This is a genomic window from Vreelandella sulfidaeris, from assembly GCF_042429665.1.
GTDB lineage: Bacteria > Pseudomonadota > Gammaproteobacteria > Pseudomonadales > Halomonadaceae > Vreelandella.
Map to the genome: position 1 here is coordinate 33,625 of NZ_JBHMAC010000010.1, position 15,394 is coordinate 49,018.

A 15,394-nucleotide genomic window follows, 5' to 3' on the forward strand; every position below is an offset into this window, starting at 1 on the left:
TACCAAGACCCCGTCACCGCTTTGCGGGACGGGGTTTTGTTTGTCCAGGCACAGAGTGTTTAAATGCCTGTCGATCAATCGACACGTGATAAGCGCAATCGCGTTATCAAGGTCCTCAGGAGACGGCTAACGTATGAGCGTTATTGATGCTTTCTTGGATGCCCTATGGCTTGAACAGGGCGCCAGCGATCATACGTTAGCTGCCTATCGGCGTGATTTGTCGGCTTGGCAACATCATTTAGAAAGCCATGCTGAAACCCTGTTGGCCCCCTCGCCGGAGCGGTTAAGCGAGTGGCTGGACAGCCGCCGCGAGCAGGGCTATCAACTGCGCAGTAACGCTCGGTTGCTGTCGTCTCTGCGGAGTTTTTACCGCTGGGGGCGTTTGAACCAGCAGGTCGCCAGCGATCCTCTTACCGATATTAAACTGCCGCGCGTCATCCCCGGCTTGCCTAATACGCTGGATGAGGACGAGGTCGAGCGACTGCTGTTAGCGCCCGATACTCAGACCGCGCTGGGTGTCCGCGACCGTGCCATGCTGGAGCTGCTTTACGCCTGCGGCCTGCGGGTGTCTGAACTGGTCGGGCTGACGGGAGATGCGGTAAACCTGAGTCAAAATGTGGTGCGGGTGCGTGGTAAAGGCGATAAAGACCGGCTGGTGCCGATGGGCGAGGAGGCGGCCGATTGGTTAGCCCACTACATGCAGACGGCTCGACCAGCGCTTATGAGTGATCCAACGCGCCCGGCGTTGTTTCCGGGGCGGGGCGATAAAGCCATGACTCGGCAAACGTTTTGGCACCGTATTAAAGTCCATGCCATCACGGCAGGGATTACCCGTCCGCTGTCACCGCACACGCTTCGTCATGCATTTGCTACCCATTTATTGAATCATGGGGCCAATTTAAGAGTCGTACAACTGCTGTTGGGTCATAGTGATTTATCGACGACCCAAATTTATACCCATGTGGCCCAAGCGCGCTTGGAACGCCTGCATGCTGAACATCACCCACGAGGTTGAATGAATGATGCGACAACGCCTAGCTCCTTTTTCTCTAGTAACGTTGCTGTTAGCGACCAGCCTGCTGCCTGCCGTTGCTCAAGCTGATGCAGTGACTGAACGTCTGGCTGAAACATTAAGCGTCAATGGCCAGTCGATGCCGGTGGACGAAATTACTGAAACGCCTATGCAGGGTGTCTACCACGTACGGTTAGAAAGTGGTGAGTCGTTTTATTCGAATGCTGAGGGCAGCCACTTCCTGGTGGGCGACCTGTATGAAAATGCCCCGGGTGGGCTGGTTAACCTCACCGAACAGGCCCAGAACCAGGAGCGTGCCGATGCGTTGGCGGCAGTGCCGGAAAACGAGCGGGTCATATTCCGCGGAGCAGCGGAGCCCAACGCAACGGTTGTGGTGTTCACTGACCCCACCTGCCCCTACTGCGCGCGTCTACATGACACGATCCCCGAGCTAAATGAGCGTGGCATCGCCGTTCACTATTTGGCCTTTCCGCGTGCCGGCATGGGCAGCGGCGCTGCCGATACACTACAACAGGTGTGGTGCTCGGATAACCGTAGCGAAGCGATGACCCTAGCCAAAGAAGGCAAGCCTATTTCGAGCGCAGCAGACTGCGACAACCCGGTGGCAGGGCAGTATGCTTTGGGGCAAGCCTTGGGCGTGCAGGGTACGCCAGCAATTATTTTGCCTAATGGGCAGCTAGTACCAGGATTTGTGCCTCCAGAGCGGCTCTCCGCCATGTTAGGCTTGAACGACGACTGAAATAAGCAATCGCCGCGTGAGTTAGGCGGCACACAACGCTGAGATACTGTATTAAGCGCATTTGAAAGAGTGCTTAATACCGCCTTGACGATTGAATTTGAGCTGAGCACCACCAGGTGCATGACATGAAAGGGGACGTATTTTGAAACCGGTAAGAGTAGGTATTTGTGGTTTAGGCACTGTTGGTGGCGGCACTTTCAACGTATTGACCCGCAACGCCGACGATATTGCCCGTCGCGCTGGCCGTCCTATTGTGATTGAGCAGGTGGCTCACCGCAGTATTCATCCTGACTGCGATATTACCGGTATCAATGCCACCTCAGATGTCTTTGAGGTCGCCACTAACCCTAATGTCGATGTGCTCGTGGAGCTGGTGGGTGGGTACGATGTCGCGCGTGAACTGGTGCTGACTGCCATTGCCAATGGCAAGCACGTCGTTACCGCCAACAAAGCGCTGATCGCTGTCCACGGTAACGAAATCTTCAAGGCTGCCCATGAAAAGGGCGTTATCGTAGCGTTTGAAGCCGCTGTGGCTGGCGGTATCCCGGTTATCAAGTCACTGCGCGAAGGCTTGGGAGCCAACCGCATTGAGTGGGTAGCGGGCATTATCAACGGCACCGGCAACTATATTCTTACCCATATGCGTGACGAAGGTCGCGCGTTTGAAGATGTGCTCGCAGAAGCCCAGGCGCTGGGCTATGCCGAATCAGATCCCACCTTCGATGTGGAAGGGATTGATGCTGCCCACAAACTGACCATCCTGGCGTCGATCGCCTACGGTGTGCCGCTTCAGTTTGAAAAAGCCTTCACCGAAGGTATTTCACGGATTACCGCCGAAGATGTCGAGCAGGCTGACAACCTTGGTTATGTGATCAAGCACCTGGGTATTTCCAAGCGGACCGATCATGGCCTGGAACTGCGCGTTCACCCCACGCTGATTCCCAAAGAGCGTCTGCTGGCGAATGTGCACGGCGTCAAAAACGCGATCGCTGTGATGGGTGACGCCGTTGGACCCACGCTTTACTACGGTGCCGGTGCTGGTGCCGAGCCAACTGCCTCCGCGGTGGTGGCCGACTTGCTCGACGTGGCGCGCGATATCTCCACCGATCACCACTACCGGGTTCCCTATCTGGCCTTTAGCGGTATCGATGATGACGTCAGCCAGTTGCCTATCATGCCGATGGAAGATATCACCACGGCCTACTACCTGCGCCTGCTGGCTGTGGACCGTCCCGGTGTGCTGGCACGGGTGGCGACCATCCTGGCCGAGCAGGGCATCTCTATCGAGGCACTGATTCAAAAAGAGGCCACTGAAGGCGAGCTGGTGCCGATCATTCTGCTGACTCACCGCACCAAAGAGAAGCAGATGAACGAAGCGATCCGTGAAATTGAAGCCATGGCCGATATCGCCGGGCCCGTCACGCGTATTCGTGTGGAAAGCCTGAGCGAAGGGGAGTAACCCAATATGCGCTATATCAGCACGCGTGGGCAGGCGCCCGCGCTTTCCTTTGAAGAAGTGGTGCTCACCGGTATGGCCAGCGACGGCGGGCTCTATGTGCCCGAGACGCTGCCTGAGTTCACCCGCGAAGAACTGGCTGAGATGGCAGGACTCTCCTACGCAGAGATCGCCTTTCGGGTCATGAAGCCGTTTGTAAATGGCGAGATTGATGACGCGACGTTCCAAAACATCGTCACCGAGGCCTATGCGACCTTTAATCACGATGCCGTGGTGCCGCTCAAGCAGCTGGATGCCAATCATTTCCTGCTTGAACAGTTTCATGGCCCGACGCTGGCGTTTAAAGACGTAGCGCTTCAGCTGTTGGGGCGGCTGCTGGATCACTTCCTGAAAAAGCGCGGCGAGCGCGCGGTGATCATGGGTGCGACTTCAGGCGATACCGGATCCGCTGCTATTGAGGGTTGTCGTCACTGCGACAACCTGGATATTTTTATTCTTCATCCGCACCAGCGGGTCTCGGAAGTGCAGCGTCGGCAAATGACCTCGGTGCTGGCCAATAACGTGTTTAATATTGCCATCGAGGGTAATTTTGATGACGCCCAGGCAATGGTCAAAGCCAGTTTTGCCGACCAGTCGTTCCTTAACGGCACCCGCCTGGTAGCAGTGAACTCTATCAACTGGGCGCGCATTATGGCGCAGATTGTTTACTACATCGCTTCTGGCGTCGCGCTGGGCGCGCCGCACCGCGAAGTAAGCTTCTGCGTGCCGTCGGCCAACTTTGGTAACGTCTTTGCAGGCTATATGGCGTTTAAGATGGGCCTACCGGTGAAGCAGTTCATCATCGCCACCAATGCCAACGATATTCTTCACCGCACGCTGGCTGACAACGACTTCTCTAAAAAGGAGCTATCGGCGACGCTGGCGCCCTCCATGGATATCGTGGTGTCGTCTAATTTCGAGCGGCTGTTGTTTGATGCTTATGACCGTGACGGTGCTGCTGTAGCCGCGCTACTTGAACGCTTTCAGCAAGAGCCTACTGCCCTTGCCGATGCACCGCTTGCCAAGCTGCGCGAGAAGTTCACAAGCTACAGCGTGGACGACACGACCATTCTGGAAGTGATCCGCGAGGCGCATAAGCGCACCGGTGAAATGCTCGACCCACATACGGCCACTGGCTACCGTGCCGCCGAGCGCGCTCGCGCAGATCATTCAACGCCGATGATTACCCTGGCGACGGCGCATCCGGCCAAGTTCGCTGAAGCTGTTGTTAAAGCGGGCTTCCCCGGGGTGCCGCTGCCCCCGCATATGGAAGACTTGATAGAGCGCGAAGAACGCTACACCGTGCTTCCCGCTGAGCTTGCCGCTGTGCAGCAGTATGTTGCGCAACACCGGCGTGAGCCTTAGAAATATGAGTCATTGATGACGTCAGAGAGTCCCATGTCGCACAGCGCCACGCAGCCGCGCTTAGAGCCTCGTCCTGTGGACGAGGCGCTTTATGCGCGCGCCCAGGCTGAAGGTCTAAGCGAGCTGCAGGCGCGGCTGCTGGCCTCTCGCTTGCCCGGCTACAGCGGAGAGCTACTGCCGTTAATTAACCCTAGCCTGCGCTACTTGGCCCATCCGGAAAAGCTCACCGATGGGCAGCGTGCCGCCGAGCGTATCGCCCAGGCGGTAGCCGAAGGCGAAGCGATTGGCATCCTCACCGACTACGACGTGGATGGCATTACCTCGCACGTCGTAATTCGGCGCACGTTGGTGGAGTTGTTCGGGGTGTCGGAAGATAAGCTGCATAGCTTGATTGGCCACCGTATTCACGACGGCTACGGCATTAGCCTGCCGCTGGTCGAGCGCACCTTGTCTCTAAAGCCGTTTCCTACCCTGGTGATTACCGCCGATTGCGGCAGCTCCGATGAGCCGCGTATTGCACGCTTGAAAGCGGCAGGTATTGATGTGGTGGTCAGCGACCATCACGCGCTGCCTATCGAGGGGCCGCCGCCCTCTGCCTATGCGTGTGTCAACCCTACGCGTTCGGACTGTGCTTACCCGGATAAAACGATCGCGGGCTGTATGGTGGCATGGCTTATGATGTCGCTTGCCCGGGGTGTGCTGATTGAGTGGGGCGCGCTGCCCGCATCGACGCCCAAGCTGTCGCCGTGGCTCTCCTATGTTGCGTTAGGCACCGTGGCCGACTGTGTTTCCCTCGGCGGTAGTCCTGCCAACCGCGCCGTCGTCAATCACGGCTTGACGCTGATTAATCGCATGGATGCGGCGTGCTGGCGGGCGATGGCGACGCGCTTGGGTGCAGACAGCGTCCCGTTTAATGCCGAAACGCTGGCCTTTCAGATGGGGCCGCGGATTAACGCCCGATCACGGCTAGACGACCCCTACGCGGCGCTGCACTTCATGCTCGCTGAGACCGATGGCATCGCTAATCGTCAGCTTGATGTACTCGATCAGGACAATCAGTCCCGCAAAGCCATCGAGGCCGATATGGCCGCTGAGGCAAGAACTCTGGCAGCGAGTGCCTTGAGTGCCGACGAACCCGCCGTGGTCGTGCTGCTGGAAGACGGGCACCCCGGTGTGCAGGGAATTGTGGCCTCCCGCCTGGTGCAAGCCTATGGTCGCCCGTCGCTCGTGCTTACCCAAGCCGCCGCGCCGGGCATGCTGACGGGGTCGGGGCGCTCAATCGACGGGCTGCATCTGCGCGATGCCCTACAGCGCACGTTTGAACTAGCGCCCCAAGCGCTACCGCGCTTTGGTGGCCATAGTGGTGCGGCGGGTGTGGGCGTGCCCCGCGATCAGTTGGATGCCTTTAAAGCAGCCTTCTTACAGGCGGTGGGTGAGCAGTTGGAAGGGCGAGTGCTTTACCCCCGGCTCTGGACCGACGGGGAGCTTTCCACGGCGCAACTGTCGCTCACCACTTTGACGGAGATTGACGCGCTGGGCCCCTATGGTCGGGAGTTTGATCCACCGTTGTTTGAGGGGCGCTTTATTGTTGAAGCGCTGCGTCCGGTGGGGGCCGAAGGCTCGCACCTGATGTTGGAGCTTTCTACTGGCCCCGTCACCTGCAAGGCGATCTGGTTTCGCGCCTTGACGCCGGGTGAGCTACCGGGATTTAGCGTAGGCGATACGCTCCACTGCGCCTACAAGCTTAATCGTAACCGCTGGCGCGGCCGCGAATCACTGCAGCTGATGGTCGAGCATGCTAGCCCCATCTAAATCATCTTGTTCATAGCTTTAAAAAAACAACTAAGGACATTCCCATGCGTGTGGAAGATTTACCCAAGGACCAACATCGCCCCTATGAAGATGTCATGGCAATGCTGTTGGGCACCTTCTTTGTCGCGCTGGGAGTAACCTTTTACACTCATGCGATGCTGCTGACCGGCAGCACGGCGGGGTTAGCGCTACTGCTTACTTACGTGACGCAGTGGGGGTTTGGGCTATGGTTTTTTGCCATCAATCTGCCGTTTTACTACTTGGCCATTAAGCGGATGGGCTGGAGTTTTACCTTGCGCACCTTTACGGCCATTGGGCTGGTGTCGCTGTTTTCTGAACTCACCCAGGGGTGGGTCCAGTTTGAAAACGTACCTTCGCTTTATGCCGCCTTAATGGGCGGGGCGCTGATGGGGATTGGCATGCTGATGCTGTTTCGGCATCGCACCAGTCTGGGCGGTATCAATATTCTCGCGCTCTATCTTCAGGATAAACACGGCCTGCGCGCAGGCTATGTGCAACTGGCGATTGATGGCGTCATTCTGCTGACAGCGCTAACCCAGCTACCGCTGGATCGAGTAGGTTACTCGGTGCTGGGTGCGCTGACCCTTAACCTGATAATTGCCCTTAACCATAAGCCAGGGCGCTATATCGGCGTCAGTTAAAAACGGGCTGCGCTCGGCCATGCAGTGTTAAAAATCAGCTCAAAGTACTCATTTACAACCCGTAAACTCCGTCTTTTTACCGATTTTTGCCTTGCCTTGCCTTGCCTTGCCTGGCCTTCGCTCGCTGGCGTTTTAAATACAGGCTCAGTTAAGCCAGAACCACCAGATGATCAGTGCGATGAGCCCCAGGCCAGCCAGGTTGATCAGTAGGCTCATGACGCGTCCTCCTGCTGGGTAGGTTTCCATAAGCGCAGGCGGTTGGCGTTACTCACCACGGTAATGGAGGAGAGCGACATTGCCGCCCCTGCAATGATCGGCGAGAGTAGCGTGCCGGTGAGCGGGTAAAGCGCGCCTGCGGCAATAGGAATACACAACACGTTATAGCCAAAGGCGCCCACCAGGTTCTGCTTGATGTTACGCAGCGTGGCGCGGCTAATCTCGATGGCCGATGCGACGCCATGAAGCGAGCCGCGCATGAGCGTTATGCCCGCGCTCTCAATGGCGACATCGGTGCCTTGGCCAATCGCAAAGCCGACGTTAGCCCGGGCCAGCGCTGGCGCATCGTTGATGCCATCGCCTACCATGCCGACAATTTCTCCCGCCTGCTGACGGCGCTCAATTTCGGCGTGTTTGTCCTCGGGCAGTAAGCCTGCACGGTACTCATCAATGCCGACTTCCTGGGCAATCGCCTTGGCGGTGTGCTCATTGTCACCGGTCAGCATGACAATGGTTAAGCCATCTTGTTGCAGGCGTTTGATCGCGGCGACGGTATCGTGACGTAGCGGGTCGCTAATCCCAAACAGGGCGGCCAGTTTGCCGTCCACCGCCAGATAAACCAGGGTACGTGCCTGTTGTTCAAGAAGGCGGGCTTTTTCTTTACCCCCCTTAATATCTATGCCTGCCTCCTCAAGCAGGCGCGCATTGCCTAATAAAAGCGCACTGCCGTCGCGGGTCTTGGCTTTGACGCCGCCGCCGGTCACGCTGTCAAAGTCACGAATTTCCTTAGACTCGGCGTTATGCTCCTCTGCATAGGCCATAAGCGCTGCCGCCAAGGGGTGCTCTGAGCCACGCTCTAGTGCATATACCCACCCCAGTGCGGTGGATGACTCGATGTCAAACATCTGCGCCTCGGTGACGCTGGGCTTACCTTGCGTCAGGGTGCCGGTCTTATCGACCACCAGCGTGGTGAGCTTGCTGGCGGTTTGCAGCGACTCGCCATTTCGCACCAGTACCCCTTGCTCGGCGGCTTTGCCGACCCCAATCATGGTGGAAATCGGCGTGGCCAGGCCCAACGCGCACGGGCAGGCAATAATCAATACTGTAGTTGCCGTCACCAGCATATGAATAATGTGTGGCTCAGGGCCAAGATTGAACCACACCAACGCCGTGAGCACGGCAATGATCATTACCGTGGGTACGAACACGCTAGAAACCTGGTCGGCGAGTTCACCAATCGGTGGCCGGGAGTTTTGGGCACTTGCTACCTGTTCGGTGATCTGGCCTAAGCGTGTGTCAGCGCCTACGCGTGTGGCTTGGTAGACCAAGCTACCATTACCATTGACAGTGCCTGCACTGACCTCATCCTTCGAGCGCTTAGCGACCGGTAACGGCTCGCCGGTCAGCATTGATTCATCGATATGGCTTTGCCCTTCGATGACGTCGCCATCCACCGGTAAACGCTCGCCGGGACGTACCCGCACATGGTCACCGGTACGCACGGCATCAATGTCTACCTCCTGTTCATGGCCATCACGGATAACCCGTGCCGTGCGGCTCTGTAGGTCAAGCAGGCGCTTTAACGCGTCGCTGGTGCGCCCCCGTGCACGTAGTTCCATGGCATTACCGAGTAGAATCAGACCGATTACCATGGCAGAGGCTTCAAAATAGATACCCTGGGCCATCTCCGGTAACCAGGGGGCCAGCAGTACCACCGCCATGGAGTATAGCCAGGCGGTACCGGTTCCCATGGCCACTAAGGTATCCATATTGGCCTGATGGTGTTTGAGGTTTTTCCAGGCGTTAACAAAAAAATGGCGGCCAGGGAACGCCATAATACCGAGCGTCAGCAGGCCAATCACCAGCCAATAGAGGCGCCCCATGCCCATCGGGTGGGGATGGAAAAAGAACATGCTGAGCATGAGCGGTATCGCCAGTGCCAGCGAGATCGCGCTCCCCTGCAGGCGGCGCCGGTAGGTCTTGGCGTCTTGCTCGGCCCGGGTGCGTTCGGCTTCACGCATATCCACGATCGGTTCGGCTCCATAGCCAACCGCCTCTACCGCCGCGACCAACGCCTGAGTAACAGCACTGCCGACTACCTGAGCAGAGTGGGCGCCGAAATTGACGCTGGCGGTATCGACGCCCTCGGTGCGTTCAAGCGCTTTTTGAACGCTTTTGACGCAGCTGGCGCAGGTCATCCCACTAATTGCCAAGCGCTTTTTCGTGCCTTGAGCACTTGAACCAGCGGACTTTTCAGCTTCAGCAATCGCGGGTGAGGTGGTATCTGGCTGCTTGTCTGCTACGTCAGTGGGTGGATAGCCCGCCTCAGTCAAACGTTGATCAAGCTCGGTGCCGGTGAGTGTCGACACAACCTCAAGGCGTTTTTCGTCTGGCGTCCCGATGACATCGGCACTTGGGTCAATACTTTGTACCGCCTTTCGCATACGCGTTACGCACCCTTGGCAGCTCATGCCGGGGATGGTGCGTGTGATAGCACCTCTTGTCGTGGTGTCAGCGTCGAGGCTTACGTGTGACGTGGCTTTAGTAGAGGAGTCGCTCATGGGGTCTCCTTGGTCGATGTTGCGTCAGGAAAACTTTCAATCAGACGGCACACGCTGTGGCCGTTGGGAGAGCCGTCGGGCATGTGTTGCCAGCTGTCCATAGCAAGCTCCATACGCTCGGCCAGTGCTTCCAGCTCGGCAATGCGGGCACGGATTTGAGGTAGGCGGCTAGCCAGTAGGTCGCGCACCAACGGGCAAGGGGAGTCGCCTTGGTCGGCGTGGGTCAGGATGTCGCGAATTTCGGCGACGCTAAACCCTAGCTTGCGTGCTCGCTGAATAAAGCGCAGTCGCTCTAAGTCCGTCTCTGAAAAAAGTTGATAGCCATTATCTGGGTGGCGCTGCGGGGCAAGGAGTCGCTCACGAGCGTAATGACGCACGGTTTCTGGGGTAACCCCACCCCGCTTAGCAAGCTCGTTCACTTTCATTGCCTATTCTCCTGGGCGGTTAAAGTAATAATGTTAGTTTAGAACCTGTGTGTAACCCATAGGTCAAGGAGGTTTAGGTCTCAGTCAGAATGATTAAGCCACTAGTCAAAAATACATAAAACACTGATTTAAAACGGACGTGCGACTAATGTATAAGGTAAAAACGAAATAAAACGCTCGTTTGCTCTTGAACCTTTGGCGCGGTTGCGAGAAAACAGTCATGTAAAAAATAAAGAGGATGGATCGTCGGTATCCATCGGATCATCGGGAAGAGAGGCCCACTATGAATAATAAACTCAATAAGCTCACTCTGGCTGCTGCCATCACAGCCGCCTTCGCCAGCCAAGCCCACGCGGGCGGGTACCAAATCAATGAGCAGAGCGTTAGTGGGCAGGGTTATGGCCATGCCGGACGTAGCTCTAACATCCATGATGCCACGATCGTCTACGGCAACCCGGCAGGTATGTCGTTTTTAGACCGTGCCCAGATCACGGCGGGTGGAACGTTCCTCAGCGTCAATACTGACCTTTCGAACGTTGAAGCTAACCGCACCCTTGACTCAGGGGTTGCGCTTGGTGGTGCTCCGAACGGCAGTCAAATCCCAGTGGGAAGTATCCCTGGCGGTAACGACGGCGATATGGTGCCGGGTACCCTCATTCCTTTTGCATTCTATGCGCACCCAGTGAACGATCAGCTTGCGTTCGGGTTTGGGGTCTATGCCCCCTTTGGCTCGAAAACCGAGTATGAGGATGATTTTCAGGGGCGCTATTTTGGAAACTACACCGAAGTCAAAGTGATGACTGCCCAGCCGACGGTGTCTTACCGCTTTAACGACCAGTGGTCAGTAGGGGCGGGTGTTAGCTACAACCGTGTGGAAGGCGAGCTACGTCGTCAGGTTCCAAGTGGTGCTGGCTTTAACCCCGCTACTGACCTGGATGCCCGTGTCGATGGCGAAGATGAAGCATGGGGATACAACTTAGGCGTTATCTATCGTCCGGTACCTGAGACTACCCTGGGACTAACCTATCGCTCGAAAGTGGACTATGAGCTTGAGGGCGACTACAGAGTTACTGCACCAGATGGCTCAACCGCTTTAAATCCTGTTACAGGTACTCCGCTACAAAGTAATGCTAATTTGGATTTAACCACGCCAGAGACGGTTAATTTCTCGCTTACTCAGCAAATGACGGATCGACTGAAGTTAATGTTCGGGGCGTCCTGGGTACGTTGGAGTCACTTCAATGAAATTCGCGTAGTGAATGATCAAGGTGGCCCCATTACACGCGAGCTGCAAAACTATTCAAACGCCTGGGCATTTGCCACCGGTGGCGAGTATCAGCTAACCAAAACGTTAGCCCTTCGCGCCGGGGTAACCTTGGACTTTACGCCCACCAATGATGCAGACCGTAGCGTACGTATCCCTTCCGACGATCGGCGTATCTTCTCTCTTGGGGCTGGCTGGAGCCCAACGCCTGACCTGACGGTTGACGTGGCTTACTCCTATCTAACCGAGCGCAGCACCTCTGTTGAGCAGGATCGTCAAGATTTGTTGGCGGGTGCTGCAACCGGTGGGGTGCCAGTGGGTGGGGCGACCTACTCAGCCGACTACAAGAACGAAGCTCACGGTATTGGCGCACAGCTAACCTATCGCTTCTAAGCTTTAACGTAATTATCGAAACGAAACCCGGCACCTGCCGGGTTTTTTATTGCCTAGCGGCAGGCCATTGGATGCGGGGCGAGTCCGCTTTCGTTACACTATGCGTTTTTCCGACCGATACACCTTTGTACGGTCCGATATAGACAAGGCTAGGGCGACCCAATGTTGGAAACCAACCCGATTCACAACCAGATTAAGGACCTGTCTGAGCGTACAGACGTTCTTAGGGGGTATCTTTGACTATGCTGAGAAGAAAGATCGGCTAGAAGAAGTCTCTCGTGAACTGGAAGATCCCAATGTCTGGAACGATCCAGACTACGCGCAGAAATTAGGTAAAGAGCGCGCCTCCCTTGAAGCCATTGTGGCGACCATTGATGATCTTGAGCAGGGCCTCGGCGATAGCCGTGATCTGCTGGAGCTGGCTGAAATGGAAGAGGATGAAGGCACCGTTGATGAAGTGCGCAAAGAGCTGGACAACATGCAGGCCGCACTCGAGAAGCTAGAGTTTCGGCGCATGTTTTCCGGTGATATGGATCAGAATAACGCCTACCTGGATATTCAGTCGGGTTCCGGGGGCACCGAAGCGCAGGATTGGGCCAATATTTTATTGCGCATGTACCTGCGCTGGGCAGAGAGCCACGGCTTTAAAGCCGATATCACCGAAATCTCCGCCGGTGAAGTGGCGGGCATCAAGTCGGCCACGGTACATGTGCAGGGTGACTACGCTTTTGGCTGGTTGAGGACTGAAACCGGCGTCCACCGTTTAGTGCGCAAGAGTCCGTTTGATTCCGGCGGCCGTCGGCATACCTCCTTTGCCTCGGTATTTTTATCGCCTGAAATTGACGACAGCTTCGAGGTGGAAATTAATCCCTCGGATCTGCGCGTCGATACCTACCGCTCTAGTGGTGCCGGTGGTCAGCACGTTAACACCACCGATTCAGCGGTGAGGATTACCCACGAACCGACCGGCATCGTCGTGGCCTGCCAAGGCCAGCGTAGCCAGCACGCGAACCGCGACTTTGCGATGAAGCAGTTGAAGGCGCGGTTGTGGGAACACGAAATGCAAAAGCGAAATGCCGCCAAGCAGGAGGCCGAAGACTCCAAGGCGGATATCGGTTGGGGCAGCCAGATTCGTTCTTACGTGCTTGACGATCAGCGCATCAAAGATTTGCGCACCAGCGTGCAGTCCAGCAATTGCGACAAAGTACTCGATGGTGATATTGACCAGTTTATTGTCGCGAGCTTGAAGCAAGGTTTGTAATTTTTTAGCGTTTGAACATGAATAGGGTGCCCCATGGCTAACCAAGACGCGTCTGAACAAAACGGTTCTGAACAGCAGGAAAACCACCTGATCGCCGAGCGCCGTGCCAAGCTGGCGTCTCGCCGCGAGAGTGCTGCTGCACAAGGTAAGAGTGCGTTTCCTAACGATTTTCGCCGCGATAGTTTAACCGTTGAGCTGCACAATATGTTGGGCGATAAAGAAAAAGCTGAGCTCGAGGCGTTGGATCACCACGCCTCGGTGGCTGGTCGCATCATGCGCCAACGCGGTCCGTTTATCGTCATTCAGGACGTAGCGGGGCAAATTCAGCTCTACGTCGACAAAAAAGGTCTGCCTGCGGACGTTCTTGATGACATAAAAAGCTGGGATATTGGCGATATCGTTGCTGCTCGAGGCCTCGTGCATAAGTCGGGTAAGGGCGACCTGTATGTGATGATGGTGGAGGCGCAACTACTGACCAAGAGCCTTCGCCCACTGCCGGATAAGTTCCACGGCCTGACCGACCAAGAGGCGCGCTACCGTCAGCGTTATGTTGACCTGATCATGAATCCTCAGTCGCGCAAGGTGTTTGAAACACGTGCCGCGGTGATCAGCTCCATGCGTCGCTTCTTTGAAGCCCGTGGTTTTATGGAAGTGGAAACACCGATGCTCCAGCCGATCCCTGGCGGTGCGGCGGCGCGGCCTTTCATCACCCACCACAATGCGCTGGATATTGATATGTACCTGCGTATTGCGCCCGAACTTTACCTCAAGCGGCTGGTGGTGGGGGGCTTTGAAAAAGTCTTCGAGATTAACCGTAACTTCCGCAACGAAGGGCTGTCGACGCGCCATAACCCTGAGTTCACCATGGTGGAGTTCTACTGGGCATATGCGGATTATCGCGATCTGCTCGACATGACCGAAGCCATGCTGCGAACAGCGGCAGAAGAAGTGCTGGGCAGCACAGTGCTTGAGTATCAGGGGGCAAGCTACGATTTCGGGCAGCCGTTTGCACGCCTGACCCTGCGTCAGGCGATTCTTGATCACGGCGACAGCATTACTGACAGTGACTTAGACTCACTCGATGCCGCGCGAATCACGGCTGAAAAGCTGGGTATCAAGGTGAAAGAGAGCTGGGGACTTGGCAAAGTTCAAACCGAGATCTTTGAAGAGGTTGCCGAGCATAAGCTTGATCAACCGACCTTTATCACCGAATACCCGGCGGAGGTCAGTCCGCTAGCGCGACGTAACGACACTAACTCCTTTGTCACAGATCGCTTTGAGTTCTTTGTCGGTGGTCGTGAAATCGCCAACGGCTTCTCCGAGCTGAACGACGCCGAAGATCAAGCAGAGCGTTTCCGCGCTCAGTCGGCAGAAAAAGACGCCGGTGACCTGGAGGCGATGTATTACGATGCCGACTACGTGCGCGCTCTTGAGTATGGCATGCCCCCCACCGCCGGTGAGGGGATTGGTATTGATCGGCTGGTAATGCTGTTTACCGATAGCCCCTCGATTCGCGATGTACTGCTGTTTCCTGCGATGCGTCCGGAAGTGGACTAATCTTACGATAGCTAACGGATAGCGACTGAAAAGTTGGTAAGGGCGCGTTATAGCGCCCATAATGGTCAACGTTTCGACGGCGAGGAGAATCCCATGAAACTGCTTAACCGCTCCGCACTGAGCGTCAGGCCGACCCAGCCCTTTGTGGACTGGATCAACGCGCTGGAACCCACCATGGGAGACGACGACCTGACACTGGACGACGTCGAACGTGAAAGTACCATTTACCTGATTCCAGAGATGGATACCCCAGAGGCGCTGGAAACGTTTGTGCGCGACCGTTACGTGGAAATCCTTGAAACGGAGCTGCGTGCCTGGGAAGAGGATGAGCGGCAGTGGCCCGATAAGCTCGACTGGACGCTGTTTCAAACGTTTGTGCGCGTCGAACACAGCTATTTAGCTATCGATTTAGACGATGAAACCGCCCTGGAAATTTCAGAGGTCGATGATGCGCTACTGTTAGATAATGAGCAGGAGTAACGAGCGATAATAGGAGCGCCCCATGATCCTCCTCGCTCGTGCATCAAAGCATGTTAGGTAACATGCTGTGTTAAAAGTATCGTGAAACCGGCTTAGGCCGGTTTCACTGTTTTAGTAAATTTGTTTTTGCC

Annotated in this window: 12 protein-coding genes; 10 read left to right on the forward strand and 2 right to left on the reverse strand. The window is 56.2% G+C overall.

Annotation, left to right across the window (positions count from 1 at the left end):
* Window positions 1-133: 133 nt before the first annotated feature.
* From xerD to ACFFLD_RS05120, 6 genes are all read left to right on the forward strand, one after another.
* On the forward strand, window positions 134-1,015 hold the full coding sequence (xerD, locus tag ACFFLD_RS05095; protein ID WP_386037523.1) for a site-specific tyrosine recombinase XerD: 882 nt from the start codon (window positions 134-136) through the stop codon (window positions 1,013-1,015).
* 4 nt (window positions 1,016-1,019) lie between these two features.
* Complete coding sequence (locus ACFFLD_RS05100; RefSeq protein WP_386037526.1) at window positions 1,020-1,772, forward strand: DsbC family protein; 753 nt, start codon at window positions 1,020-1,022, stop codon at window positions 1,770-1,772.
* Between the two features lie 142 nt (window positions 1,773-1,914).
* Entirely contained in the window at window positions 1,915-3,231 is a 1,317-nt protein-coding gene (locus ACFFLD_RS05105; protein ID WP_386037529.1) for a homoserine dehydrogenase, read from the forward strand.
* Window positions 3,232-3,237: 6 nt separating this feature from the next.
* Window positions 3,238-4,632, forward strand: a complete 1,395-nt coding sequence (thrC, locus tag ACFFLD_RS05110; RefSeq protein ID WP_386037532.1) for a threonine synthase — start codon at window positions 3,238-3,240, stop codon at window positions 4,630-4,632.
* Window positions 4,633-4,647: 15 nt separating this feature from the next.
* Window positions 4,648-6,444 (forward strand): single-stranded-DNA-specific exonuclease RecJ, encoded by a 1,797-nt coding sequence (locus tag ACFFLD_RS05115; RefSeq protein WP_386037536.1) that lies wholly within the window; start codon window positions 4,648-4,650, stop codon window positions 6,442-6,444.
* 44 nt (window positions 6,445-6,488) lie between these two features.
* Window positions 6,489-7,106, forward strand: coding sequence for a YitT family protein (locus tag ACFFLD_RS05120; RefSeq protein WP_386037539.1), 618 nt, complete (start codon window positions 6,489-6,491; stop codon window positions 7,104-7,106).
* Between the two features lie 212 nt (window positions 7,107-7,318).
* Here ACFFLD_RS05120 and ACFFLD_RS05125 read toward each other — a convergent pair whose 3' ends face one another.
* On the reverse strand, window positions 7,319-9,793 hold the full coding sequence (locus ACFFLD_RS05125; protein WP_386040381.1) for a heavy metal translocating P-type ATPase: 2,475 nt from the start codon (window positions 9,791-9,793) through the stop codon (window positions 7,319-7,321).
* A gap of 86 nt (window positions 9,794-9,879) precedes the next feature.
* A complete protein-coding gene (locus tag ACFFLD_RS05130; RefSeq protein ID WP_386037542.1) occupies window positions 9,880-10,308 on the reverse strand; it encodes a MerR family transcriptional regulator in 429 nt (142 codons plus the stop codon).
* A 283-nt stretch (window positions 10,309-10,591) separates the two neighbouring features.
* On the opposite strand from ACFFLD_RS05130, the gene ACFFLD_RS05135 reads away from it, so the two are divergent.
* The 4 genes from ACFFLD_RS05135 (at window position 10,592) to ACFFLD_RS05150 (ending at window position 15,263) form a co-directional block, all read left to right on the forward strand.
* Window positions 10,592-11,965, forward strand: a complete 1,374-nt coding sequence (locus tag ACFFLD_RS05135; RefSeq protein ID WP_386037545.1) for an OmpP1/FadL family transporter — start codon at window positions 10,592-10,594, stop codon at window positions 11,963-11,965.
* A 162-nt stretch (window positions 11,966-12,127) separates the two neighbouring features.
* Window positions 12,128-13,226 (forward strand): peptide chain release factor 2 gene (gene prfB / locus ACFFLD_RS05140; RefSeq protein ID WP_386037548.1). Its coding sequence is split into 2 segments (ribosomal slippage): window positions 12,128-12,202 and window positions 12,204-13,226, totalling 1,098 coding nucleotides; the frame shifts between segments, so codons are not numbered across the junction.
* Window positions 13,227-13,259: 33 nt separating this feature from the next.
* Window positions 13,260-14,783, forward strand: coding sequence for a lysine--tRNA ligase (gene lysS, locus ACFFLD_RS05145; RefSeq protein ID WP_386037551.1), 1,524 nt, complete (start codon window positions 13,260-13,262; stop codon window positions 14,781-14,783).
* 93 nt (window positions 14,784-14,876) lie between these two features.
* Window positions 14,877-15,263, forward strand: a complete 387-nt coding sequence (locus ACFFLD_RS05150) for a hypothetical protein (RefSeq protein ID WP_386037554.1) — start codon at window positions 14,877-14,879, stop codon at window positions 15,261-15,263.
* The last annotated feature ends 131 nt before the right edge of the window (window positions 15,264-15,394 follow it).